Source organism: Mesorhizobium sp. M1C.F.Ca.ET.210.01.1.1, from assembly GCF_004791585.1.
In the GTDB taxonomy this organism is placed as follows: domain Bacteria; phylum Pseudomonadota; class Alphaproteobacteria; order Rhizobiales; family Rhizobiaceae; genus Mesorhizobium.
Map to the genome: position 1 here is coordinate 33,761 of NZ_SRUU01000021.1, position 21,887 is coordinate 55,647.

22 protein-coding genes and 2 tRNA genes are annotated in these 21,887 nt (G+C 65.5%); 14 read left to right on the forward strand and 10 right to left on the reverse strand.

What is annotated here, in order from left to right; genetic code table 11:
- Positions 1-100: 100 nt before the first annotated feature.
- Positions 101-2,206 carry a molybdopterin oxidoreductase family protein gene (locus EN853_RS21975; protein ID WP_127861495.1) on the forward strand — a complete coding sequence of 702 codons (2,106 nt, stop codon included), beginning with the start codon at positions 101-103 and terminating at the stop codon, positions 2,204-2,206.
- On the opposite strand, the gene EN853_RS21980 is transcribed toward EN853_RS21975, so the two are convergent.
- Positions 2,207-4,978 (reverse strand): sel1 repeat family protein, encoded by a 2,772-nt coding sequence (locus EN853_RS21980; protein ID WP_127861494.1) that lies wholly within the window; start codon positions 4,976-4,978, stop codon positions 2,207-2,209.
- A 219-nt stretch (positions 4,979-5,197) separates the two neighbouring features.
- Here EN853_RS21980 and speB point away from each other — a divergent pair, with 219 nt between their 5' ends.
- The 5 genes from speB (at position 5,198) to EN853_RS22005 (ending at position 10,034) form a co-directional block, all read left to right on the forward strand.
- The gene (gene speB, locus EN853_RS21985) at positions 5,198-6,007 is read left to right on the forward strand and encodes an agmatinase (RefSeq protein ID WP_127861493.1); all 810 of its coding nucleotides are present in this window, start codon (positions 5,198-5,200) and stop codon (positions 6,005-6,007) included.
- A gap of 62 nt (positions 6,008-6,069) precedes the next feature.
- Complete coding sequence (dapB, locus tag EN853_RS21990; RefSeq protein ID WP_127861492.1) at positions 6,070-6,846, forward strand: 4-hydroxy-tetrahydrodipicolinate reductase; 777 nt, start codon at positions 6,070-6,072, stop codon at positions 6,844-6,846.
- Between the two features lie 204 nt (positions 6,847-7,050).
- On the forward strand, positions 7,051-8,037 hold the full coding sequence (locus tag EN853_RS21995; RefSeq protein WP_245517150.1) for an ABC transporter substrate-binding protein: 987 nt from the start codon (positions 7,051-7,053) through the stop codon (positions 8,035-8,037).
- A gap of 163 nt (positions 8,038-8,200) precedes the next feature.
- A complete protein-coding gene (locus tag EN853_RS22000) occupies positions 8,201-9,055 on the forward strand; it encodes an ABC transporter ATP-binding protein (protein WP_127861490.1) in 855 nt (284 codons plus the stop codon).
- Positions 9,056-9,155: 100 nt separating this feature from the next.
- Positions 9,156-10,034, forward strand: coding sequence for an ABC transporter permease (locus EN853_RS22005; RefSeq protein ID WP_127861489.1), 879 nt, complete (start codon positions 9,156-9,158; stop codon positions 10,032-10,034).
- On the opposite strand, the gene EN853_RS22010 is transcribed toward EN853_RS22005, so the two are convergent.
- Both EN853_RS22010 and EN853_RS22015 read right to left on the reverse strand, forming a co-directional pair.
- Positions 10,015-11,403 (reverse strand): sensor histidine kinase, encoded by a 1,389-nt coding sequence (locus EN853_RS22010; RefSeq protein ID WP_127861488.1) that lies wholly within the window; start codon positions 11,401-11,403, stop codon positions 10,015-10,017. The two genes, EN853_RS22005 and EN853_RS22010, sit on opposite strands and share 20 nt — an antisense overlap.
- A gap of 21 nt (positions 11,404-11,424) precedes the next feature.
- On the reverse strand, positions 11,425-12,093 hold the full coding sequence (locus EN853_RS22015) for a response regulator (RefSeq protein ID WP_127861487.1): 669 nt from the start codon (positions 12,091-12,093) through the stop codon (positions 11,425-11,427).
- 471 nt (positions 12,094-12,564) lie between these two features.
- Here EN853_RS22015 and EN853_RS22020 point away from each other — a divergent pair, with 471 nt between their 5' ends.
- The 3 genes from EN853_RS22020 to EN853_RS22030 all read left to right on the forward strand — a co-directional run bounded on the left by EN853_RS22020 (position 12,565) and on the right by EN853_RS22030 (position 13,618).
- Positions 12,565-12,804 (forward strand): DUF680 domain-containing protein, encoded by a 240-nt coding sequence (locus EN853_RS22020; RefSeq protein ID WP_127861486.1) that lies wholly within the window; start codon positions 12,565-12,567, stop codon positions 12,802-12,804.
- A gap of 269 nt (positions 12,805-13,073) precedes the next feature.
- The gene (locus EN853_RS22025; protein WP_127861485.1) at positions 13,074-13,319 is read left to right on the forward strand and encodes a DUF680 domain-containing protein; all 246 of its coding nucleotides are present in this window, start codon (positions 13,074-13,076) and stop codon (positions 13,317-13,319) included.
- Positions 13,320-13,375: 56 nt separating this feature from the next.
- Entirely contained in the window at positions 13,376-13,618 is a 243-nt protein-coding gene (locus EN853_RS22030; protein WP_127861484.1) for a DUF680 domain-containing protein, read from the forward strand.
- 110 nt (positions 13,619-13,728) lie between these two features.
- Here EN853_RS22030 and EN853_RS22035 read toward each other — a convergent pair whose 3' ends face one another.
- The 3 genes from EN853_RS22035 to purM form a co-directional block, all read right to left on the reverse strand.
- Entirely contained in the window at positions 13,729-14,238 is a 510-nt protein-coding gene (locus EN853_RS22035; RefSeq protein ID WP_127861483.1) for a histidine phosphatase family protein, read from the reverse strand.
- Positions 14,239-14,429: 191 nt separating this feature from the next.
- Positions 14,430-15,137 carry a phosphoribosylglycinamide formyltransferase gene (gene purN, locus EN853_RS22040; RefSeq protein ID WP_127861482.1) on the reverse strand — a complete coding sequence of 236 codons (708 nt, stop codon included), beginning with the start codon at positions 15,135-15,137 and terminating at the stop codon, positions 14,430-14,432.
- A complete protein-coding gene (purM, locus tag EN853_RS22045; RefSeq protein ID WP_127861481.1) occupies positions 15,134-16,213 on the reverse strand; it encodes a phosphoribosylformylglycinamidine cyclo-ligase in 1,080 nt (359 codons plus the stop codon). Before purM ends, purN begins: the two co-directional genes overlap by 4 nt.
- 167 nt (positions 16,214-16,380) lie before the next feature.
- Here purM and EN853_RS22050 point away from each other — a divergent pair, with 167 nt between their 5' ends.
- The 3 genes from EN853_RS22050 to hdaA are packed head-to-tail and all read left to right on the forward strand — an operon-like array spanning position 16,381 to position 18,794.
- Complete coding sequence (locus tag EN853_RS22050; protein ID WP_127861480.1) at positions 16,381-16,938, forward strand: CDP-alcohol phosphatidyltransferase family protein; 558 nt, start codon at positions 16,381-16,383, stop codon at positions 16,936-16,938.
- Positions 16,910-18,088, forward strand: a complete 1,179-nt coding sequence (locus EN853_RS22055) for an AI-2E family transporter (RefSeq protein WP_127861479.1) — start codon at positions 16,910-16,912, stop codon at positions 18,086-18,088. Before EN853_RS22050 ends, EN853_RS22055 begins: the two co-directional genes overlap by 29 nt.
- A 1-nt stretch (position 18,089) precedes the next feature.
- The gene (gene hdaA / locus EN853_RS22060) at positions 18,090-18,794 is read left to right on the forward strand and encodes a DnaA regulatory inactivator HdaA (RefSeq protein WP_127861478.1); all 705 of its coding nucleotides are present in this window, start codon (positions 18,090-18,092) and stop codon (positions 18,792-18,794) included.
- A gap of 36 nt (positions 18,795-18,830) precedes the next feature.
- Here hdaA and EN853_RS22065 read toward each other — a convergent pair whose 3' ends face one another.
- The 3 genes from EN853_RS22065 to EN853_RS22075 all read right to left on the reverse strand — a co-directional run bounded on the left by EN853_RS22065 (position 18,831) and on the right by EN853_RS22075 (position 20,829).
- A complete protein-coding gene (locus EN853_RS22065; RefSeq protein WP_127861542.1) occupies positions 18,831-19,097 on the reverse strand; it encodes a hypothetical protein in 267 nt (88 codons plus the stop codon).
- A 410-nt stretch (positions 19,098-19,507) separates the two neighbouring features.
- Positions 19,508-19,584 (reverse strand) — tRNA-Pro (locus EN853_RS22070).
- A 75-nt stretch (positions 19,585-19,659) separates the two neighbouring features.
- Positions 19,660-20,829: an NAD(P)/FAD-dependent oxidoreductase gene (locus EN853_RS22075; RefSeq protein ID WP_127861477.1), complete on the reverse strand. Its 1,170-nt coding sequence runs from the start codon at positions 20,827-20,829 to the stop codon at positions 19,660-19,662.
- 273 nt (positions 20,830-21,102) lie between these two features.
- Between EN853_RS22075 and EN853_RS22080 the strand changes: the two genes are divergently transcribed.
- Together EN853_RS22080 and EN853_RS22085 are read left to right on the forward strand one after the other, a co-directional pair.
- Positions 21,103-21,408 carry an ETC complex I subunit gene (locus EN853_RS22080; protein WP_126084876.1) on the forward strand — a complete coding sequence of 102 codons (306 nt, stop codon included), beginning with the start codon at positions 21,103-21,105 and terminating at the stop codon, positions 21,406-21,408.
- Positions 21,409-21,465: 57 nt separating this feature from the next.
- Positions 21,466-21,542 (forward strand) — tRNA-Arg (locus tag EN853_RS22085).
- A 120-nt stretch (positions 21,543-21,662) separates the two neighbouring features.
- Here EN853_RS22085 and EN853_RS22090 read toward each other — a convergent pair.
- On the reverse strand, positions 21,663-21,863 hold the full coding sequence (locus tag EN853_RS22090) for a hypothetical protein (RefSeq protein ID WP_127861476.1): 201 nt from the start codon (positions 21,861-21,863) through the stop codon (positions 21,663-21,665).
- Positions 21,864-21,887 lie beyond the last annotated feature (24 nt).

Genomic DNA, 21,887 nt, shown 5'->3' on the forward strand with positions numbered 1-21,887 from the left:
CTGCCTTCACCCCGCCGCGCAGCACATCCTCGCAAGCCAGCACTAATCCGCGCCCAACCTGGACCTACACGCCGCGCCTGAAAGCCGCTAGACAGGCGCCATGAACCAGCACGCCAAGCTCCGAATCGGCCATTCGGCCTGTCCGCACGACTGTCCATCCACCTGCGCTCTCGAGGTCGAGCTGCTCGACCAAAACCGCATCGGCCGCGTCTATGGCGCCAAGGCGAACAGCTACACGGCCGGCGTCGTCTGCGCCAAGGTCGCGCGCTATGCCGATCGCGTCCATCATCCCGACCGCCTGCTGAAGCCGCTGGTGCGCGCGGGCGGCAAGGGCGAGGGCCTCTGGAAGGAAGCGAGCTGGGAAGCGGCGCTCGACCTCGTGGCAGAGAAGTTCATTCAAGCTGAAGAGAAATACGGCTCGGAGACCGTCTGGCCCTATTACTATGCCGGCACGATGGGACTTGTGCAGCGCGACGGCATCGAGCGGCTGCGCCACGCGAAGAAATATTCGGGCTTCTTCAGCTCGATCTGCACCAATCTCGCCTGGACCGGCTGGATGATGGGGGCGGGCGCGCTGCGCGGTCCCGATCCGCGCGAGATGGCGAAGGCCGACTGCGTGGTGATCTGGGGCACCAATGCCGTGGTCACCCAGGTCAATGTCATGACCCACGCGACCAGGGCGCGCAAGGAACGCGGCGCCAGGATCGTCGTCATCGACATCTACGAGAACGCGACGATGAAGCAGGCCGACCTCGGCCTGGTCTTGAAGCCCGGCACCGACGGCGCACTCGCCTGCGCGGTCATGCATGTGCTGTTCCGCGATGGCATGGCCGACCGCGCCTATCTCGAAAAATACACCGACGACCCGCGCGGGCTGGAAGAGCATCTTCGGACCAAGACACCGGAATGGGCGGCAGCCATCACCGGCTTGAATGTCGCCGATATCGAGGCTTTCGCGCATCTCGTCGGCACGACGAAGAAGACCTACTTCCGCCTCGGCTACGGTTTTGCGCGCCAGCGCAACGGCTCGGTCAACATGCACGCTGCTTCCTGCATCGCCGCCGTCACCGGCGCCTGGCAGTATGAGGGCGGCGGCGCCTTCCACTCCAATTCCGGCATCTTCAAGCTGAACCAGGATGTGCTGGAAGGCACCGCGATGCGCGACCCGAACATCCGCTATCTCGACCATTCGCGCATAGGCCCGGTGCTGACCGGCGCCGAGGACGCGCTCTACGGCGGCCCGCCGGTGACGGCGATGCTGATCCAGAACACCAATCCTGCGAATGTCGCGCCCGAGCAGCGGCTGGTGAAGCAAGGTTTCCTGCGCGACGATCTCTTCACCTGCGTTCACGAGCAGTTCATGACCGACACGGCCATGCTCGCCGACGTCGTGCTGCCGGCGACGATGTTTCTGGAGCATGACGACGTCTACAAGGGCGGCGGCAACCAGCACATCACGCTTGGTCCCAAGCTCATCGATCCGCCGGAAGGGCCGCGCACCAACCACTATGTCAATGAGGAACTCGGCAAGCGCCTCGGCGTCGGCGACCGGCCGGGCTTCGGCCTGACCGAGAAGGAGCATATCGACATCATCCTCGGCAAGCGCGGGATCGGCAGTTTCGACAGCCTGAAAGAACAGAAGTGGGTCGACCTGCAGCCCGACTTCGAGGACGCACATTTCATCAACGGCTTCGGCCATGCCGACAGAAAATTCCATTTCCGCGCCAACTGGACCGGACAGTCGGCGCCCAACCGGCCGCCGAAAAGCATGGGCCTGTTCGGCCCGGTCGAGCGACTGCCTGAATTCCCGGACCATGTCGACTTGATCGAGGTCGCGGACGAGGAGCATCCGTTCCGGCTGACCACCTCGCCGGCGCGCAATTTCTTGAACTCGACCTTCGCCGAGACGCCGGTGTCGAAGGCCAAGGAAGGCCGGCCCGAGCTGCTGCTGCATCCCGAGGATGCGGCCGTGCTCGGCATCGAGGATGGCGGCCGCGTCGAGGTCGGCAACCGGCGCGGCGACCTCGTGCTGCACGCGAAGCTTTTCGACGGCGTGAAGCGCGGCGTGGTCGTGGCCGAAGGCATCTGGCCGAACAGCGCGCATGAGCGCGGCGAGGGCATCAACGTGCTGACCGGCGCCGACGCCCCGGCGCCCTATGGCGGCGCCGCCTTCCACGACAACAAGGTGTGGCTCAGGGCGCTCTGATTACTTCGCGGCCTGGGCGTCCAGCGTCTTGATCTCTTCTGCGGCCGCCTTGCGGGCCGCGGCATCGGTGCCGGATGCGCCCTTGTCCTTGGCATAGGCGATCAATGCCGTGCGTGTTTCCTCGTCGCAGCCATCCGCCCCGATCCCGGCGACGCCGGCTTTTCGGGCAGCGTCGAGCACGGAGCTGCAGGCATCCGGCGCGTAGGCGAACTGCTCCATGATGGCGCCGAGCGTCAGCGGATCCTGCAGGCGCGGATCGTCGCGGATCGCCTGAAGGGTGGCGCTGCCCACCGCGCGCGACTTCCGCTCCTTCGCGATCTGCGTCAGGTCGAAGATGAACTCGAACTCGGGCTTGTCGACGCCGTCGGGCTTCGACACCAGCAGGTCCAGCGCATAACGTGTGACCTGGTCGGGCGTGACGATCGCTCGTATGGCCTTTGCCTGATGGTAGTTGCGCACCAGCGCCCAGCGCGAGGGGAGGTCGCCGTAGCGGGCGAGCATGTCGAGCTGCTTGATGGAGGCAAGTTTCTGCTTCTCGGTCTTGGCGGCCTGCGCCTGGGTGAAGACCTTGTCGCGGACGCGGTTGAGGATTTCGCCGGCGAGCAGGTCGGTGGCCGGCGCTGCCTGCTGCGCCCCCGCGGCTTGCGGGCCGGGCGCGTCCGCCAGCGGGCCCTTCGCGTCGACCCAGTCAGCCAGTGCCTTGCGCGCGTCCGGGCCGAAATAGCCCTTCGGTTCGCCCGCATAAAATCCTTCGTTCTTCAGCGTCGTCTCGATCGCAACGCGGATTTCGTCCGGCAGCGCCTTGCCGATGCCGACCAGGTTCTCTTCCTCGAGCCCAGCCGGCGCCTCGCGAAACGCGTCCATCACGGCAGCGGCGACCGCCGCCGTTCCAGCGCTGGAGGCCGGTCCGGAAAACAGGCCGCTCAGTTCGATGTCGGCACCGCCGCCGAACACGCCGGCGCCCATTCTGCCGACGCCGTCATTGTAAAGCGCAATACGGTCGGTGATGCCTTCGCGCAGCGTCATAAGCCTGTCGAAACTGTCGAAGGTGAAAGCGTTTGCGAGCTTGCTTTTTGCCTTGAGCGAACCGAGCCGCGCTGCCTCGCGCCACGCATGGAGCCGCTCTCGCGGGCTCTTGTCGACACCGAGACCGTTGTCGTAGGCGTCGCCGAGGAGCACCATCGCCTCGACGCTGCCGAGGTTGGCGGCGTTGATCAGCATCGCGGTCGCTTTCGCGTCGTCCTGCGGGTAGACCACGCCGCGACGCAAGAGCTTGGCCTGCAGCAGATAGGCCTGCGGCTCCTTTTTGGCTTGGCCCTGGTCGATCAGGGCTTTCAGTTGATCGTCGCTCAGGCCGTCTTCGCGGCGCGATGGCCGATAGCTGGTCGAATCGAGATTGGCATATTGCGTCGAGGCGTAGAGCCAGAGCGCGTCGCGGTCGCCCCCATCCGCCAGTGGCTTCAGCATGGCGCGCGCCTGGTCCTCGCTCTTGAACTGCTGATTGTCCGAAAGCTCGAGCCGCGCCAGCGCCAGCGCCGCGCCGGGCTCGCCGGCATCGGCGCCATCGCTCAGGCGTTCGACCAGCAGATCGGGATAGTCGACCTGCACGCCGTCATAGTCGAGAAGCAGGTCCGCAAGCCGGATGCTGGCGTCGAGATCCCATGGAGCATTGAGCAACTGGATCGCCGCCCGCGGCTGACGGCCGACGAACTTGCCGTCCAGCAGCAGGCCGGCCAGCATCGGCCGGGCTTCGGCAACGTTCTTCGTGACTGGGCGCAGCAGGGCGATGGCGCGTTTGCCGTCCACGGGACCGCCTTCGCCTTTGGCCAACATGTCGGCCAGCATCGGTATGGCGTCGTCGTCCTGACCGGCGCGCGCCTCCAGCAACTGCCTGGCCTTCGCCGCATCCTGCTGCGTTCCGCGGCCCAGCCGCAGCGCCTTGATGTAGGCGAGAGCGGATCGTCCGGAACCGTTGGTCCCGGCCTGCGAGTCCGTCTCGACGGCGTGAAAGGCCTTTTGCTGCTCGTCGCTGGTGAAGCCGTCCGCCGTCAGTGTCGTGCGCGCAATCGAAAGCGGCATGGCGGCGCGGAACTGGCTGTCCCATTCCCCGGGCGACTGACCCTGGACCGGAGCGTCGATGACGCGCTGCGCAGTCTCGACCAGCTTGCGCGCGTCGCGGCGCAGCAGCGGCCCGTCGGTATACTGGCGCAGCAGCGTCAAAAGAGCGGTGAGGTGGCCGGCGGTGCCGGCTTTCTGCAAGGCGTCGAGCGCCATTGCCCGCGTGACCGGCGGCGCACCGGCATCCGCGCTGTCGCGCCGATGCACCGAGTAGAACTCGTAAAGGAGGAAATTCGCTTCGGGGCTGCCGCCATCGGCCAGCAGCTTGACCTGTGGCAGGAGCAAGGTCAGCCCTGGCTGGTCGAGTGCCACTTCGACCCTCAGCCATTGCAGCGTCAGCCGCTTTTCCTGTGGCGCGCCGAGCATCGCCGCCTGGCATTTGTCGGCCAGGTCTTTGAGTTTGCTGAGGTTCATATCGAACGGGAAAAGCGCGCCATACTGCACCGGCGGCGCCTTGGCCTCAGGGTCGAGCGGCACGGAGGCGCCACGGTCGCAGGTGTTGATCGCCTCGGCGAGCGCGGCCTTCTTCGCCGCATCGTCGGGTTTGTCGGAAGATGCTTGGGCTGCGAATGCTCCGCCGGCAAGCGGCGCCGTTGCAAGGCAGGCAAGAACAGCGAGGCAGGAAAGTATCAGGACATGCACTGGCCGAAACATAGGCGTCCCCCTCGGACCCGGTCCGGGCGGCGCGTCGCGGCCGGACACTCACGCTAAAGTAGCACATCGCACAGGCGATGATGAGTATGGCGCTTCACATTCGCCCGTGGCTCGCCCCCGTCCGAGGCAAGCCTTGCGATCTGGCCCAAGCGCCTCCGGTCGCGCCGGCCAGGTCCGGCGTCTATAGAGGCACCCTGTCTTCGTAACGAGGAGGATGTCGTGGCCAAGGTCTCGCTTCTAGGCATTCCGCATGACGAGAATTCGTCCTGGCTGCGTGGACCGGCCGAGGCGCCGCCGCTGATCCGGCGCGAGCTCGCCAGCGACGCCTACACCTCATGGTCGGAAACCGGCTTCGATCTGACTGACCGTTTCGTCGACTACGGCGACATCGATTTCACCCAAGCCGGCGACTCGTGGGAGCGGATCGAAAGCGAGGTCGGCCGCGTGCTCGATGCCGGCCACCCGCTGATCTCGCTCGGCGGCGACCACGCCATCTCCTGGCCGGTGCTGCGTGCCGTTCGCCGGCGCCATCCGAGCCTGACGATCGTCCACATCGACGCGCATCCGGACATCTATCATTCCTATGGCGACAATCTGCGCTCACACACCTCGCCCTTCGCCCGCATCATGGAGGAGCGGCTGGCCGACCGGTTGATCCAGATCGGCTTGCGCACCGTCAACGATCACCACCGCGAGCAGTTCAAGCGCTTCGGCGTCGAGGTGGTGGAGATGCAACATTTCAAGGAAGGGCTGCGGCTCGACCTCGAGACGCCCGTCTATATCTCGATGGATATCGACGCTCTCGATCCGGCCTTCGCGCCCGGCATCTCCCATCGCGAGCCAGGCGGTTTAACCACCCGCCAGGTGATCGGCCTGATCCAGGGAATAGACCAACGAATAGTCGCCGCCGATGTCGTCGAATACAATCCGCGCCAGGACCTCTCCAACATCACCGCACTCGTCGCCGCCAAGCTGACCAAGGAGATCGCCGGCATGATGCTGAAGACGAACGGCGCAGCACCCGGCTGAATCAATTTGGCAAGGCGGCGTGCTAGAGGTTTGTTCCGACTCGCCTTTCAACAGGATTAGCCATGCAGCAGCCGCTCAAGACAGCCATTGCCGGCGCGCTCGGCCGCATGGGCCGGCAGATGGCGGAGGCCGTCGCGGCCGATCCGCGGCTGGAACTCGCCGCCCGCTTTCATCGGCCGGGCAGCGCGGGCGAGGGGCTGGTGGAGCGGGATGACGCGCTGGCGCTTGCCGATGTGGTCATCGACTTCACCTCGCCGGCAGCTTCCGCGGAACTGGCGAGAGCCTGTGCCGCGCGAGGCGGTCCGGCGCTGGTAATCGGCTCGACCGGCTTCGATGCCGCCGAACTGCAGACGATCGCCCAGGCTGCGAAGACAATAGCCATCGTGCGTTCCGGCAGCTATTCAATGGGGCTCAACATGCTGACCGGGCTGGTCGAACAGGCGGCGAGGGTGCTCAGTGCCGACGACTGCGACATCGAGATTGTAGAAGCGCATCACCGCATGAAGGTCGACGCGCCGTCGGGCACGGCGCTGATGCTGGGCGAGGCGGCCGCGCGCGGGCGCGGCGTCAGGCTGGACGATGTGGCGCGGCGCGGCCGCGACGGCGTCATCGGCCCGCGCCCCGCCGGCGAGATCGGCCTTGCCGTGCTGCGCGGCGGCAGCGTCGTCGGCGAGCATTCGGTCGGCTTCCTCGGCGAGGGCGAGAGGCTGACGCTTTCGCATTCGGCCGGCGACCGCTCGATGTTCGCGCGCGGCGCCATTGCGGCGGCGCTCTGGGTTGCCGGACGGCCGCCCGGCGAATACGACATGCGCGATGTGCTCGGCTTCGCCGCTTCGTGACCGGCAATCGCCCCGGAATTCGTCCGTTCGGCCGTCAAAACGGCTGAAAGCCAGCTGAAAGCTTGGGCATGCCATGACAGTTTTGTGGCGTTCGCCACGTGACCGGTCCGGGAGCGGCCGGCAAGGAGGAGATGCGGCGCAGCCTGGAGGGCGCGCCGCCCAGGTGGAGGAAGTTACGTGACCGGTTTCATCTCGAAATGCATCTTGCGTTCGGCGGCGCTTACGCTTGCCATCGTCGCCACGGGCGCCACGGCGGCATCGGCTGCCGACAAGATCACCATCATCGTCGGCGGCATGGAAAAGCAGATCTATCTGCCGGCCGTGCTGACCCAGCAGCTCGGCTACTTCAAGGATGAGGGGCTCGATGTCGAGCTGATCAATTCCCGCGCCGGCGTCGAGGCCGAGAATGAATTGCTGGCGGGCGCCGTGCAGGGCGTCGTCGGCTTCTATGACCACACCGTCGACCTGCAGTCGAAGGGCAAGTACATCCAGTCGATCGTTCAGTTCAGCCAGGCGCCCGGCGAGGTCGAGCTGGTCTCGGCCAAGCACCCGGAGATCAAGTCGCCGGCCGATTTCAAGGGCGCGACGCTCGGCGTCACCGGCCTCGGCTCCTCGACCGACTTCCTGACCCAGTATCTGGCTGTGCGTAACGGCCTGAAGCCCGGCGATTACACGCTTTTGCCGGTGGGCGCCGGCAACACCTTCATCGCCGCCGTCAAGCAGGATCAGATCCAGGCCGGCATGACCACCGAGCCGACCATCGCCAGACTGCTCCAGACCGGCGAGGCCAAGGTGTTGGTCGACATGCGCACGCCCGAAAAGACCAGGGAAGCGCTCGGCGGCGACTATCCGGCGGCGTCCTTCTATGTCCAGTCTGCCTGGATCGAAAGCCACAAGGAGGAGGCGCAGAAGCTCGCCAACGCCTTCGTCAAGACGATGAAGTACATCGCCAGCCATTCGGCCGAGGAGATCGCCAACCAGATGCCGAAGGACTATTACGCCGGCAACAAGGATCTCTATGTCCAGGGCCTGGCCGGCGGCAAGGCGATGTTCACGCCCGACGGCCGCATGCCCGCCGATGGCCCGGAGACGGTGCTCAAGGTCCTGTCGACCTTCTCCAAGAGCCTGCAGGGCAAGCAGATCGACTTGTCGAAGACCTATACGACGGCATTCGTCGACGCCGCCAAGTAGCACGGACGACGGGCGGCTTTTCCTGGCCGCCTGTTGAAAAACAAGAGCTTGCGCCGCTTGCCTGAATCAATTCGGCAGCGGCGCCTTTCCGGATGCCGAGGCACGGCAAGCCTAAGGGGCTCAAGCCGCAGGCATCCTCGCACCATCGCCACAGGAGTGTGCCATGCAATTGCAAACCATGGCAGCCGAGAAGCTGTCCCAGGCCGCGCCGCCGGCCGATGCCGCGATCGCCATCGATGACGTGACGCTGCGCTTCGTCACCCCCGACGGCCACATGATGACGGCGATCCGCGATTTCACCATGACGGTGGCGCGCGGCGAGTTCGCCTGCGTCGTCGGGCCGACCGGCTGCGGCAAGTCGACGACGCTCAACCTCGTCACCGGCCTGCTCAGGCCGACCACCGGCAATGTCCGCGTCATGAGCAATCCCGTCACCGAGATCAGCCGCGACATCGGCTTCGTGTTCCAGGCGGATGCGCTGTTTCCGTGGCGCAGCGTCATCGACAATGTCGCCGCCGGCCCGCTCTATCGCGGCACGCCGAAGGCGCAGGCCTATGATCGGGCGCGCGACTGGATCGCCCGCGTCGGCCTCGCCCGCTTCGAGAAGCACTATCCGCACCAGCTTTCGGGCGGTATGCGCAAGCGCGTGGCGCTGGCGCAGACCTTCATCAATCAGCCCAAGATCCTGCTGATGGACGAGCCGTTCAGCGCGCTCGACATGCAGACCCGCACCGCCATGCAGGACGAGCTTTTGGGCCTTTGGTCGGAATTGAAATCCTCCGTCGTCTTCGTCACCCACGACCTCGAGGAAGCGGTGGCGCTGGCCGACAAGGTTTATGTGCTCACCGCCGGACCGGGCACGGTGAAAAGCGTCTACCGCATCGACCTGCCGCGTCCGCGCGTCATGGCCGACATCCGCTACGATCAGAAATTCATCGAGATCGCCAAGGTGATCTGGAACGACCTGCGCGAGGAAGTGCAGCTCGGCCAGAGCCGCGGCCTGCAAACCGGCCATTAGAGCGGGTCGCTGACCCGCTCCAATGATTTTTGTTTTTCGCAATTCCAAACGGGAAACCGCTTGGCACTTTTCCTGGAATTGCGCTGAAAGGAGACTTGCCATGACCGTCATCTCTCCCACCACTGACCAGGCCGCCGCCCGCGCAACCTCGATCGTCGCCGCCGAAGCCCGGGCGAGGGCGCGGCTGCGCCGCCGCCATGCCTTGGTCATCGGCCTGCGGCTGGCGATCCTGATCGTCTTCCTCGCGCTATGGGAACTCGGCGCCGACTACGGTGTCATCGATCCGTTCTTCTTCTCCAGCCCCTCCGGCATCTGGGAGCAGATCTGGTCATGGGTCACCGAGGGCACCTCGCAGGGACCGCTCTGGCTGCAGATGTATGTGACGCTGGAAGAAACCTTCCTCGGCTTCGCCATCGGCGCCATTGGCGGCATTGCCGCCGGCATCATCCTCGGCCGCAACAAGCTCCTGGCGGATGTCTTTTCGATCTACATCAAAATCGCCAATTCCGTGCCGCGCGTGGTGCTTGGCTCGGTCTTCATTATCGCGCTCGGCCTCGGCATGGCTTCCAAGGTGGCGCTGGCTGTCGTCATGGTGTTCTTCGTCGTCTTTGCCAACGCCTTCCAGGGCGTGCGCGAGGCCGACAGGGCGATGATCGCCAACGCCCAGATCCTCGGCGCCTCGCCCTATCAGATCACCACCACCGTCATCATCCCGTCGGCGATGAGCTGGATCCTCGCTAGCCTCCATGTCAGCTTCGGCTTCGCGCTGGTCGGCGCCGTGGTCGGCGAGTTCCTCGGCGCCAAGCAGGGCATGGGCCTTTTGATCTCGACCGCGCAGGGCGCCTTCAACGCCAATGGCGTCTTTGCCGCCATGATCATCCTGGCGGTGATGGCGCTGGTGGTGGAATTCCTCATCACCCGCTTCGAGAACTATGTCGTGAAGTGGCGGCCGGCGCCGTTCAACGAGCAGGGGACTTGACGGGGCTGTCATCGGGTGCGGCCAGCGGCAGCCGCACCTCCACCTTGAGCCCGCCGCCGGCGGCGTCGCCAAGCGCGACACTGCCGCCGGCATTCTCGACCACCTCGCGTACGATTGCCAGGCCGAGCCCGCTGCCTTCCTCGGTGGCGCCGGCGATGCGGTAGAAGCGCTCGAAGACCTGATCCCGCTCCTCGGCCGGAATGCCGGGGCCGGTATCGGTGACCGTCAGCACGCCCTCGCGATCGATCGCTGCCAGCCTCACGGTGACCGCGCCGCCAGTCGGCGTGTAGCGCAGGGCGTTATCGACGAGGTTGACGATCATCTCGCGCAGCATGGTGCCGTCGCCGATGACGGGCACCGGGCCGGTTTCATCGAGGCCGAGGTCGATGTTGCGCTCGATCGCCTTCGGCGCATGCGTCTCCAGCACCTGGCGGGCGGCTTCGGTGAGGTCGATGCGGTCGGCGCGCGGCCGCCGGCTGCCGGGCTCGGCACGCGACAGGGTCAAGAGCTGTTCGGCGAGCCGCGCCAGCCGGCCGGAACTCGCTTGCAAGGCGACGAGCGCTTCCCGGCGTTGGTCGGCGGCGTTTTCGCGCAGCGCATAACTGGCCTGCGTCGACAAGAGCGCCAGCGGCGTGCGCAGCTGATGCGCGGCGTTGGCGATGAAGCGGCGCTGCGCCGCCATCTGCGCTCGCACGCGTTCCATATAGGCGTTGAGCGCGTCGATCAGCGGCCGGATCTCGCTTTGCGCGCCGGGAACCTCGACCGGGTCGAGATCGCTCCGGTCCGGCGAGCGCACCGCATCGCGCAGCCGCAGCAGCGGCGCCAGGCCGCGGCGCAGGCCGAGCAGCACGAACACGCCGGCGATCGCCACCAGCGCAAGCTGCTGGGCGAAGGCGCTGAGCCACAGCCGCTTGACCATCGCGTCATGGCCGGCAAGCGTGACGCCGACGGTGACCTTGATCGGCGAATCCGCGCCGGCGCCGATCACGGCATGGCTGAGCGCTGCGAGGCGCAACGGGTGGTCGCGATAGGAAGCCTCGATGCTGCCGCTCTGCGGCGCCTCGGGCAGGTCCGGATAACCGGTCAGCAGCCGGCCGTTCGCAGTCTCGACGCGGTAGTAGACGCTGTCGCGGTCGCCGGTGTCGAACATCTCGATCGCCGCCGGCGGAATGGTGGCGTCGAGCACTCCGTCGGCCATCGCCACCTGCTCGGCGATCGCGCGCGCCGAGCCGACCAGCATGCGGTCGGTGACGAGGTCCGCGGTCGCCAGCGCGTTGCGCTGGCTGGTCCACAGGTTGACGGTCGCAAGCGCGGCCAGCGGCAGCACCACCCAGGCCAGCAATTGCAGGCGCAGGCTGCTAATCTTCATGGCCCCTAATCTTCATGGCCCCTAGTCTTCATGGCGGAGCAGATAGCCGAGGCCGCGCAAGGTGGCGATCTGGACGCGCGACCCTTCCAGCTTCTTGCGCAGGCGGTGCACATAGATCTCGATCGCGCTAGGGTCTGCGTCGGTCTCGAAATCATAGATCGCCGCCGACAGCGCAGCCTTGCTCACGGTGCGCCCGGCCTTGACCACAAGCTGCTCCAGCACCGCATGTTCGCGCGGCGTCAGCGAGAGCTGCTCGCCGCCGAGCGAGAACAACCTGGTGTTGGTGTCGAAGACGAGATCGCCGCAGGAAATGACGGGCGCGGTCCGGTCGTTGGCGCGGCGCAGCTGCACGCGGATGCGTGCCTCCAGTTCCTCGATCTGGAAGGGTTTCGCCAGATAGTCGTCGGCGCCTTCGTTGAGGCCCTTGACCCGCCCGTCGAGGCTGGCATTGGCGGTGAGCACGATCACCGGCACCGCATTGCCGCGGGCACGCAACCGCTTCAGCACCTCCATGCCGCCCATGCGCGGCAGGGCAAGGTCGAGGATGATCAGCGCATGGTCGCCGGCCGCCAGCGCGTGCTCGACGTCCTCGCCGTCATGGACGACATCGACGACATAGCTTGCCTGGCGCAGCGTCTTGCTCAGCCAATCGGCCAGTTCGCGATTGTCCTCGACAAGCAGGAGCCGCATGGTCTGTCGTTGTTCACTCCCGGGGGCCGCGCGGCCTGACGAGCGCGCGGCGGCATCCGAATTCGATCCTCGACGTCAACCGATAGTATCGATCCGTTCACAAGGCAAACGCCGGCCGGAATCTGGCGGCGCCGGCTTTCGACCAGCCAGCCCATCTTACGCTTTATCAAACCGAACGGTTCGGTTCAAATTATGTTGACTGATCGTGCATTGCGAGTGAACGCCGGGCTCCCAAATTGCGGCGCAGCGTTGCAGAGGACGATGTGTAAATTATTGGGAATAAAAGAAAATCCAGCTTCTTTGGGCCTTCAGTTCGGGATCTCAATCTCGAACCGATCGGTTCGATTTGCACTTTTTCGTGATTGGAAATGACAACAGGGTGGACCCATCTCGGGGTGGTCCGAGCGACACGAATTTCCATTAAGGCACGCCACTGGACGGACACGACTTTTGAAATCCGGAGTACCTGAGATGAACAAGATTGCTCTTGCCGCAGCGGCCCTTCTCGTTGCCACGGGCAGCGCCTTCGCCGGCAGCGACCACTACGGGTCCGACAACGTCAACCAGCCGGCTGTCACCCAGTCGGCCGCGCCTCGCGACAACATCGATCGCAGCATCACCGGCTCGATCCGCAAGTTCGAGCAGCGCGATCTCAAGATCACCCCCGATCAGAACCAGCCGGAATCCGGCCAGGGCATCTGGGGCCGCTAAGCCGGCCCGATCCCGAAGCCGATAAGAACCACAGACCTCAGAGCGGCGGGCTTGTCCCGCCGCTCTGCTCTTGTAGAGCCGGCTGTCGGTCGGCCTGAATCTGTTTTTGCGAAACGAACTTCCAGGCGAGGCCACGACTGCGGCTTCGACGTGCTCAGCGAGGAAGAGATTTCGCCTGGGAATAAATCCGGGCCGTTCCGGGTCTTGTCGGCAGCGGGGCCATCCTCCCAAGGCGCCGCCGATGAAACGACAGGACAAGGAACATTGAGATGACCAGGATCGCATTCGTCGCGGCCGCCATGCTTGTCGCTGCCATGGGCAGCGCCTCTGCCGGCAGCGACCACCACGGCGCCGACGGCGCCAACCAGACCAACGCCGATGCTGACCATGTGACGACCACCTCGATCCGCGTGCGGGACATGGCGCATCACCAGGCTTCGGTGTCGACCGGCTCTGGCGATACGGTTGCCGACATCATCGCCCGGCACAACGACGAAGGCCTATGGGGCAAGTGACAGCGCTCGGCCTTCCTCGAAGACTCCCATCCACACTCGACGACAGGAATTCATGAATGACCAGGATCGCCCTCACCACTGCCGCGATGCTTCTCGCCATCGGCTCCGCCTTCGCCGCCAGTGACCACTACGGCGCGGACAACGCCAATCAACCGACCGCCGGCGTCGACCGCGGTCTCACCGCCTCGGTGCGCAAGCACGAGTCCGCCAAGCCGGGCAATGTCGACACCTCGATAACGACCGGATCGGCGCCCTCGCAGGGCTGGCCGGATCCCGGCCAGGGCATCTGGGGCAATTGATCTTTTTCTCCCGGAGGACAAAACGCGGCGGGCTTGTTCCGCCGCTTTTGCTTGGAGCGAAGCGATGACGCGCCGATCTCCCCCACAAAGGGAGGTGGCAGCTTCGGCGTCTACCCCAGATCCTTCGGCCTGACGAAATGCGTCAGCTGGGCGCCGCCGAATTCGAGGTTCGCCCAGTCACCCTTCACGGTGAACCTGGCAAGCGCCGCGGTCGGGAATTTCGCTTCGATCTTCTTGAACACCCCTTCATCCGACCCGGCGCCGGCGAGCCGCAGCGCGAAGGTTTGCAGGCCGGGATTGTGGCCGACCAGCAGCAGGTTCTTTGCCTTTGCCTGCCGCACGCGCGCCAGGATGGCGCCAGCCGCAGCCTCATAAAGCTCCTCGGCGAATTCCGCCGGCAAATGCTTCGGCAGTTCCTGGGCGACCAGCCGCCAGGTATCGCGCGTGCGCAGCGCCGGCGAAACCAGCGCGAGGTCGGGCAGCCAGCGTCGCCTGGCAAGCTCGCGCCCCATCAGCGGCGCCGTCTTCAACCCGCGGCCCGAGAGAGGCCGGTCGAAATCGGCAAGCTTGGCGTCGCCCCAGCTCGACTTGGCGTGGCGCAGGATAAGCAGCTGTCTCATCGGTATAGATCAGGACCAGACAGACGAGCCCGAGCCTTCTGCTTATTGCTCTCGATGTTGAAGGCAGCGAAGCGGCCGCTCTCAAGCCCCTCTGTCCATGCTTTACGCAGCTGGTCTGTTTCGGCCTCGCGCGAACGTTGGTTCAGCGGTTCCGGGTCAAGTGCCACGCTGTCACCTCTCGATTGGGACCTCTACGGCGTGATCCGCGCCAACTGCTCGAGGTCGGTCTCCTCGCGCAGCGGGTCCGGCGCCATCACCACCGAGGTGGCGTTGTCTGCGTCGTCGGCAAAATGGGCAAGCACGGTGTGGCCCTTTTCCATCCGCGCCTTGCCTTCCGCCACCAGCCCCAGCGCCAGCGGGTAGAGCCGGTGCTCCACCTTCAGAACGCGGGCCGCGAGCGTGTCCTCATTGTCGCCGACCATCACCGGCACGGCGGCCTGCGCGATGATCGGGCCGTCATCCATCTCGGGCGTGACGAAATGCACCGAGCAGCCATGGATGCGCACGCCCGCGCGGATGGCCCGCGCATGCGTGTCGAGCCCCTTGAAGGCCGGCAGCAGGGCAGGGTGGATGTTGACCATGCGCCCCTGCCATTTTTCAACGAGGCCACGGCCGAGGATGCGCATGTAGCCGGCCAGGGCAACGATCTCGGCGCCGAAGCCGGCAAGCGCGGCATCGATCGCCGCATCATAGGCATCCTTGCTCGGATGGTCGGCGCGCTGGACAACCTTGGTGGCGATGCCGCGCGCCTGGGCGATGCCGAGGCCCGCGGCATTCGCGCGGTCGGAGATGACACCGACGATCTCGGCCGGATAGGCAGGGTCGCTGGCCGCCGCGATCAGCGCCGTCATGTTGGAGCCGCGTCCTGAGATCAGGACGACCGTGCGTTTCCTGCTCATAGGCCGATCGAGCCCCGATAGATCACGCCGGCGTCGCGGCGCGGCACGATGCGGCCGATCGGCGTCACCGTCTCGCCCGCCTCCTGCAGCACCGCCGCAACCTGGGCTGCCTGGCCGGACGCGACGGCCAGGATCATGCCGATGCCGCAGTTGAAGGTGCGCATCATCTCCTCCGGCGCCACGCCGCCGGTCTTGGCCAGCCAAGAGAACACAGGCGGCACCTCGATCGCCTCGAGGTCGAGCTCGGCGGAAAAATCCTTGGGCAGCACGCGCGGGATGTTTTCCGGAAAACCGCCGCCGGTGATGTGCGCCAGCGCCTTGATGCCGTGGGTGTTGCGGATGGCCTTGAGGATCGACTTCACATAGATGCGCGTCGGCTCGAGCAGCGCCTCCGCGAGGCTGACCTCGTCGTTGAACGGCGCCGGATCGCTCCAGGCGAGACCGCTCGCGGCAACGATCCGCCGCACCAGCGAGAAGCCGTTCGAATGCAGGCCGGAGGAGGCAAGGCCGAGCAGCACGTCGCCCTCGACGATGTCGTCGGTGGGAAGCAACTGGCCGCGCTCGGCCGCGCCCACGGCAAAGCCGGCAAGGTCGTAGTCCTTGTCGTGATACATGCCGGGCATCTCGGCGGTCTCGCCGCCGATCAGCGCGCAGCCGGCCTGCCGGCAGCCCTGCGCGATGCCGCCGACGATCGCCGCCCCCTGGTCGGGATCGAGCTTGCCGGTGGCGAAATAGTCGAGGAAGAACAAAGGCTCCGCACCCTGCACGACGATGTCGTTGACGCACATGGCGACGAGGTCGATGCCGATCGTATCGTGCTTGCCGGAATCGATGGCGATCTTGAGCTTGGTGCCGACGCCGTCATTGGCCGCGACCAGCACCGGGTCGGTGAAGCCTGCGGCTTTCAGGTCGAACAGCCCGCCGAAGCCGCCGATCTCGCCGTCGGCGCCCGGCCGGCGCGTCGCGCGCACCAGCGGCTTGATCTTCTCGACCATCAAATTGCCGGCATCGATATCGACGCCCGCCTCGGCATAGGTGAGCCCGTTCTTGCGCTTGGCCTTGTCGCCCTTGCTCATTGTCGGCTCGTCCCTGTTTCCATTGCGGGCTCTTCGCATGAATGGTTTCGGGGAGCAAGGCGGGTGAGAGCCAATCGCCCCACGAGGGGGAGATTGGCGGTTCTCCCTTGCGCGCCCCTCCCATCTCCATCATCTATTTCCCAAAACACAGCACGACGGGACATCACGTGACCATACCCAACATGATCACGATCATGCGGCTCCTGCTGGTGCCCGCCGTGGTGCTGGCCATGCTGCAGACACGTTGGGACTGGGCCTTTGCCGGCTTCCTTGTCGCCGGCATTTCCGACGGCATCGACGGCTTCATCGCCCGCCGCTATCGGTTGTTCTCGCGCCTCGGAGCCTATCTCGATCCGATGGCCGACAAGCTTCTCTTGGTCTCGGTTTTCGTCGTCATGGGCTTTGCCGGGGAGCTGCCGCTCTGGCTGGTGGTGACCATGGTATCGCGCGACGCCCTGATCGTCTGCGCCGTGGTTTTGTCCAGCGTCATGAGCCATCCTGTCGAGGTGAAGCCGCTCTTTGTGTCCAAGGCAAACACCGCCGTGCAGATCGCGCTGGCGGCGCTGGTGCTGGGCGAGCTTGCCTTTTCCATCCATCTCGATCCACTGCGGCCGGCGCTCATATTGCTGTCCGGGGTCTTGACCGTGGCTTCGGCCGCGGCCTATCTCGTGGCCTGGCTGAGGCACATGAGCGGCTATGGCGAAGGCTCCACGACCGGCGACTGACAGCGAAGCCGCGGACATTTCGGCGGGCGTGGCTCTGCGTCGTCAGGTCTTCTTCTGGCTGGGCACGGCAATTGTGCTCGCGCTCTTCCTCTATGTCTTCTCGGGCATCCTGCTGCCCTTCGTCGCTGGCATGGCGCTTGCCTATTTCCTCGACCCGGTCGCCGACCGGCTGCAGCGGCTCGGCCTCTCGCGGCTGATGGCGACGGTGGTGATCCTCATTGCCTTCATCGTCGTGGTGGTGCTGGCCCTGGTCATCCTGGTGCCGGTGCTGGCGACTCAGATGGCCGATTTCGCCCGCAAGCTGCCGGAATATCTGACCCGGCTGCAGTCGCTGATCACCAGCTTCGATCCGAGATGGCTGGAGCAGCGCTTCGGCGTCAACGCCGGCAGCCTGCGCGACGGGCTGAACTCGCTGCTCACCTCCGGCTTTGGCTTCCTAAGCACCGTCTTCACCTCGATCTGGAGTTCCGGCGTGGCTCTGGTCTCGGTGGTCAGCCTCTTCGTCGTCACCCCGGTCGTCGCCTTCTACATGCTGCTCGACTGGGATCGCATGGTCGCCGTGGTCGACAGCTGGGTGCCGCGCGACTACGTCGAGACGGTGCGCGCTCTCGCCCGCGACATCAACACCGCCACCGCCGGCTTCGTGCGCGGGCAGGGCACGCTCTGCCTGGTGCTCGGTGTCATGTATGCCACCGGCCTGACCTTCACGGGGCTCAACTTCGCCATCCTCATCGGCTTCTTCGCGGGGCTGATCTCCTTCATCCCCTATGTCGGCTCGCTGACCGGGCTGGTGCTCGCCGTCGGTGTCGCCTTCGTCCAGTTCTGGCCGGACTGGACCATGGTGGTGCTGGTGGCCTGCGTGTTCTTCGTCGGCCAGTTCATCGAGGGCAACATCCTGCAGCCGAGGCTGGTCGGAAAGAGCGTCGGGCTGCATCCGGTGTGGCTGATGTTCGCGCTGTTTGCCTTCGGCGCGCTGTTCGGCTTTGTCGGCCTGCTGATCGCGGTGCCGGCTTCGGCGGCGATCGCCGTTCTGGTGCGCTTCGCCATTGCCCGCTATCTGGAATCGCCGCTCTACAAGGGCCATGCCACAGAGCCGGCGTCGCCGCTGCCGGCCGATCGCGGCGGCGGCCATCGTTCGCCGCGCGGTTGAAATGGCTTCGCAGCGCACCGATCCGCCGCGCCAGCTGCCGCTCGATCTCGGCCACGGCACCGGCTATTCGCGCGACGAGCTCGTCGTCTCCGGGACCAACAGAGAGGCCGCGGCACTTGTCGACCGCTGGCCGGACTGGCCCTCGCCGGTGGTGGTGCTTGCCGGCCCTCCGGGCTCCGGCAAGACGCATCTCGCCCAGATCTGGCAGACACAGGCGCATGCAGTCGCCATCGACCCCGGCAGGATCGGCGAGCATATCGCCAGCCTCGGCGCCAGGCCGGCGCTGATCGACGACATCGACAAGGGCCCGATCGACGAGCAAGGCCTGTTCCACCTGATCAACACGGTGCGCTGCGCCGGCTCCACGCTTTTGCTCACGGCGCGGCGCTTCCCCTCCGCCTGGCGCGTCGCGCTGCCCGACCTCATCTCGCGGCTGAAGGCGGCGGCGACGGTGGAGATCCACGAGCCGGACGACCTGCTGCTCGCCGGTGTCATCACAAAGCTCTTCGCCGACCGCCAGGTCGAGGTCGAGCCGCATGTCGTGCAATATCTGGTGCGCCGCATCGAGCGTTCGCTGGCGACCGCCATGCGTGTGGTGGAGCGTCTCGATCGTGCCGCGCTGGAACGCAAGACGCCTATCACCCGCGCTTTAGCCGCCGAGACCGTCAGCGCCATGGACGAGGGGCAGGGCGAGTTCGATATTTAGGCCTTTCCCTTGTCCCACTAGGGGAGAAGGAAAAGACTACGCCCATAGTCCTGCCAGATGCTGCACCAGTAGATAGATCCCGGTATGCGCCGCCACGTAGCAGGTGGCGACGAAGACAAAGAACATGAGGCTCGCCGACCGCGACCGGCCGGCGCCGCCATTCTGCCTCTTGCTTGGCCGGTTGTTCCAGATCCACAGGGCAGCACACAGAATTGCCCAGACGACCATGACCGGAACCCTAAAGCCGTAATAGGCCAGGTAAGCCGGGCCGATCAGCGACAGCAACGCCTCGAGACCGGGCATCGAAAAATCCCCCTTTTGTCCAAAGTCTAGAGCAATTCCAGGAAAAGTGTGTAACGGTTTTCCGTCCGGAATTGCGTAAAAACAAATACTTAGAGCGGTTCGGCGATTCCGCGAAACGCTCTCGACCGGCGGCAGCGTGTTCGCACAGAAACTGGAGCAATTCCGAAAAAGTGTGAACGGCTTTCGTCCCGGCTGATCGGCCGATCCCGCGACATCGGATGGGGCGGCGCATAGTCCCATTCCGGGACAATTCCCGCTGGCATTCATCTTGCACCGCGAGACACGCCGGTTGATCCCGGTCCCGATCGCGTTCCAGATCGGGTTGTAGGCTCGCCGGGCTTGAGGTTGTTGGGGACTCGCCCGGCGGGTTTACGGCCACTCGCTCATCGATTGGAAACGGGGACGGAAACTGGTCGGAGTGGCGTGATTCGAACACGCGACCCCCTGATCCCAAATCAGGTGCGCTACCAGGCTGCGCTACACTCCGACGCTCGCGGCGTATAGGGTTCCGTGGCCCGGAAGGCAACCCAAAAACGGCAGCATCGCACGCAGAAATCGTCCCTCAGCGTTTCAGCCTCGCCACCTTGCCGGCGATTGCCGCACCCTGGATGCGGGCGTTGGCGAAGCAGCCGCGAATACTCGGCCGCATGCCGGTGAACCAGAGGCCCGGCAGTTTCGGGTCGCTCGCCGCGCCGTTGAACAGCGGCACGCCCTTGGCATCGAGCACGCCGAGCTTACCCACCATCGTCTCCAGCCCCGTGCGGTAGCCGGTGGCGGCAATGACGATGTCGGGCGCGATCGTCTGGCCGTTTTCGAGGACGACGCTGTCATGCCCGAATTCCTTGACCTGCGGCACGACGATGATGCGGCCGGCCTTCATCGCCTCGACCGCGCCATCGTCGGCGGCGATCGCCGTATAGTCCGAGCCGAGGCGGCTGGCGCCGCCCGACGGGGCAGGGGGCAGGCCGAATTTCCTGAGGTCGCCGAAGACCAGCCGCTGCGTCGTCGCCATCACCGCGTCCGCCGCCCGGGCCGGCAGGCTCGCCATGAAGGGCGAGAAGCGATGCACGGCAATCTTGCCGATGCGCTTGGGTAAGAGCGACGGCCCGTTGCGCGCCGAGAGCCACATCTGCCCGGTCTCGACGCCGGAAAGGTGGTTGAGCGCGTCGAAGCCGGAATTGCCGGCGCCGACCACCAGCACCTTCTTTCCGGCATAGTCGCTCGCCCGGCCGAAATGCGCCGAATGGACGATCCGGCCCGCGAAATCCTTCATGCCCTTCCAGGTAGGGATGAACGGCTGGCGGTCGCGCCCGGTGGCGATCACCACGTGACGGGCGGCCCGAGGTCCCGTGCTGGTCTTCACCAGCCAGTGGCTTCCGCGGAACTCGATCTCCTCGACGGCGACGTCGAAAGCGATCGGCAGCCGGTGCGTCTGGGCAAAGTCGTTGAAGAGGCGGATCACCGCGCTGCGGTGCGGAAAGGCAGGGGTGCCTTTCGGAAAGGAAACGCCGGGCAGCGTCGACAGGTCGCGATGCGTGTTGAGATGCAGGTTCTCATGGCGGTGGTGCCACGGCTCGGCCAGCCGTCCCTCGCGCTCGAGGATCTCGGTGGCGACCCCGGCCTCGATAAGCGCGTACGCTACCGCCAACCCCGCTGCGCCGGCGCCGATCACGATCGCGCCGTCGAGGATCGCCGGCTCGCCGGTCCAATCCGGCGAGAGTTCCGCTTCCATGCCCATTCTTGTCTTTATCGTTGTCATGGCCCCGAAATGCCACGGTCATGTATCCGACATATGCCGCTGGCATGGCAATGGGAATAGGCTGCGGTTGCAGAGAGCCCCGGCATTGTGTCGCGGACAGGCAGGACCGCCTGCCGGCCCGCAGCCGCTTGCGGGCGGCGCCGTTGCACAGTATTGACGGGTTGGCGCGCGACCTCAGGCTCCAACCCGGGTTTGGACGGGCGCCGCGAACAGGGTGCCCGGTCTTCGGGCAGCAACGAGGTGTTCATGTCCGCGCGAATTTTCAGCCCAGCCAAAACCGCGATGCAGTCCGGCAAGGCCAAGACCGGCCACTGGGTGCTGGAGTTCGATCCTGCCCAGCGCAAGAAGATCGATCCGCTGATGGGCTACACCACATCGGGTGACATGCTGAGCCAGGTGCGGCTCACCTTCGACACGAAGGAGGAGGCGGTCGCCTATGCCGAGAAGCAGGGCATTGCCTTCCGCGTCGAGGAGCCGAAAGAGACGAAGCGGCGGCAGATTTCCTATTCGGACAATTTCCGCTATGACCGCAGGACGCCCTGGACGCACTGACCTTCAGGTCGAGCGTCCCTCGGCATGAGTGGCATCAGCCGGCTTCGGCCGGCCAGCGGTCCCGTAGCTCAGCTGGATAGAGCACCGGCCTTCTAAGCCGATGGTCGCAGGTTCGAATCCTGCCGGGATCGCCATTCATTCCATTGTCCGGCCCGGCGGCGACGCGCCGCAGAATCAAGCCCGCACCGATGACAGGTAGCCAAAACGGGCTCGGCCTGGGACAGGATTGGCTGCGGGCGACAAAGTCGCTTTGCTTACCGCGAGCCTGCATTATTGAGCCTCTTTGCAGCCAGGTACATCAATGCAGCAGCAGCACGGTTCCGGTTCCAACCGGCGGTTTCGGCTTGATCAAGCAGATCATCAAGATGCGCAGCCAAGGCATCCTGGCAATCGTTGTCGTAGCGGGCAGCGTTGACTTCATGTGCGGGTGACCGGATCAGTGGTTCCTTTGTCATCAATGGTACTCATCGAAGGTCGGC

Coding starts and splice junctions, on each gene's coding strand:
- EN853_RS22005 (WP_127861489.1), top strand. CDS start 9,156: ATGACCGTCATCTCTCCCACCACTGACCAGGCCGCCGCCCGCGCAACC.
- EN853_RS21975 (WP_127861495.1), top strand. CDS start 101: ATGAACCAGCACGCCAAGCTCCGAATCGGCCATTCGGCCTGTCCGCAC.
- EN853_RS21980 (WP_127861494.1), bottom strand. CDS start 4,978: ATGTTTCGGCCAGTGCATGTCCTGATACTTTCCTGCCTCGCTGTTCTT.
- EN853_RS22075 (WP_127861477.1), bottom strand. CDS start 20,829: ATGGAAGCGGAACTCTCGCCGGATTGGACCGGCGAGCCGGCGATCCTC.
- EN853_RS22055 (WP_127861479.1), top strand. CDS start 16,910: ATGGCGAAGGCTCCACGACCGGCGACTGACAGCGAAGCCGCGGACATT.
- purM (WP_127861481.1), bottom strand. CDS start 16,213: ATGAGCAAGGGCGACAAGGCCAAGCGCAAGAACGGGCTCACCTATGCC.
- EN853_RS22090 (WP_127861476.1), bottom strand. CDS start 21,863: ATGACAAAGGAACCACTGATCCGGTCACCCGCACATGAAGTCAACGCT.
- dapB (WP_127861492.1), top strand. CDS start 6,070: ATGCAGCAGCCGCTCAAGACAGCCATTGCCGGCGCGCTCGGCCGCATG.
- EN853_RS22000 (WP_127861490.1), top strand. CDS start 8,201: ATGCAATTGCAAACCATGGCAGCCGAGAAGCTGTCCCAGGCCGCGCCG.
- hdaA (WP_127861478.1), top strand. CDS start 18,090: ATGGCTTCGCAGCGCACCGATCCGCCGCGCCAGCTGCCGCTCGATCTC.
- EN853_RS22065 (WP_127861542.1), bottom strand. CDS start 19,097: ATGCCCGGTCTCGAGGCGTTGCTGTCGCTGATCGGCCCGGCTTACCTG.
- purN (WP_127861482.1), bottom strand. CDS start 15,137: ATGAGCAGGAAACGCACGGTCGTCCTGATCTCAGGACGCGGCTCCAAC.
- EN853_RS22025 (WP_127861485.1), top strand. CDS start 13,074: ATGACCAGGATCGCATTCGTCGCGGCCGCCATGCTTGTCGCTGCCATG.
- EN853_RS22015 (WP_127861487.1), bottom strand. CDS start 12,093: ATGCGGCTCCTGCTTGTCGAGGACAATCGCGAACTGGCCGATTGGCTG.
- EN853_RS22020 (WP_127861486.1), top strand. CDS start 12,565: ATGAACAAGATTGCTCTTGCCGCAGCGGCCCTTCTCGTTGCCACGGGC.
- EN853_RS22080 (WP_126084876.1), top strand. CDS start 21,103: ATGTCCGCGCGAATTTTCAGCCCAGCCAAAACCGCGATGCAGTCCGGC.
- EN853_RS22035 (WP_127861483.1), bottom strand. CDS start 14,238: ATGAGACAGCTGCTTATCCTGCGCCACGCCAAGTCGAGCTGGGGCGAC.
- EN853_RS22030 (WP_127861484.1), top strand. CDS start 13,376: ATGACCAGGATCGCCCTCACCACTGCCGCGATGCTTCTCGCCATCGGC.
- EN853_RS22010 (WP_127861488.1), bottom strand. CDS start 11,403: ATGAAGATTAGCAGCCTGCGCCTGCAATTGCTGGCCTGGGTGGTGCTG.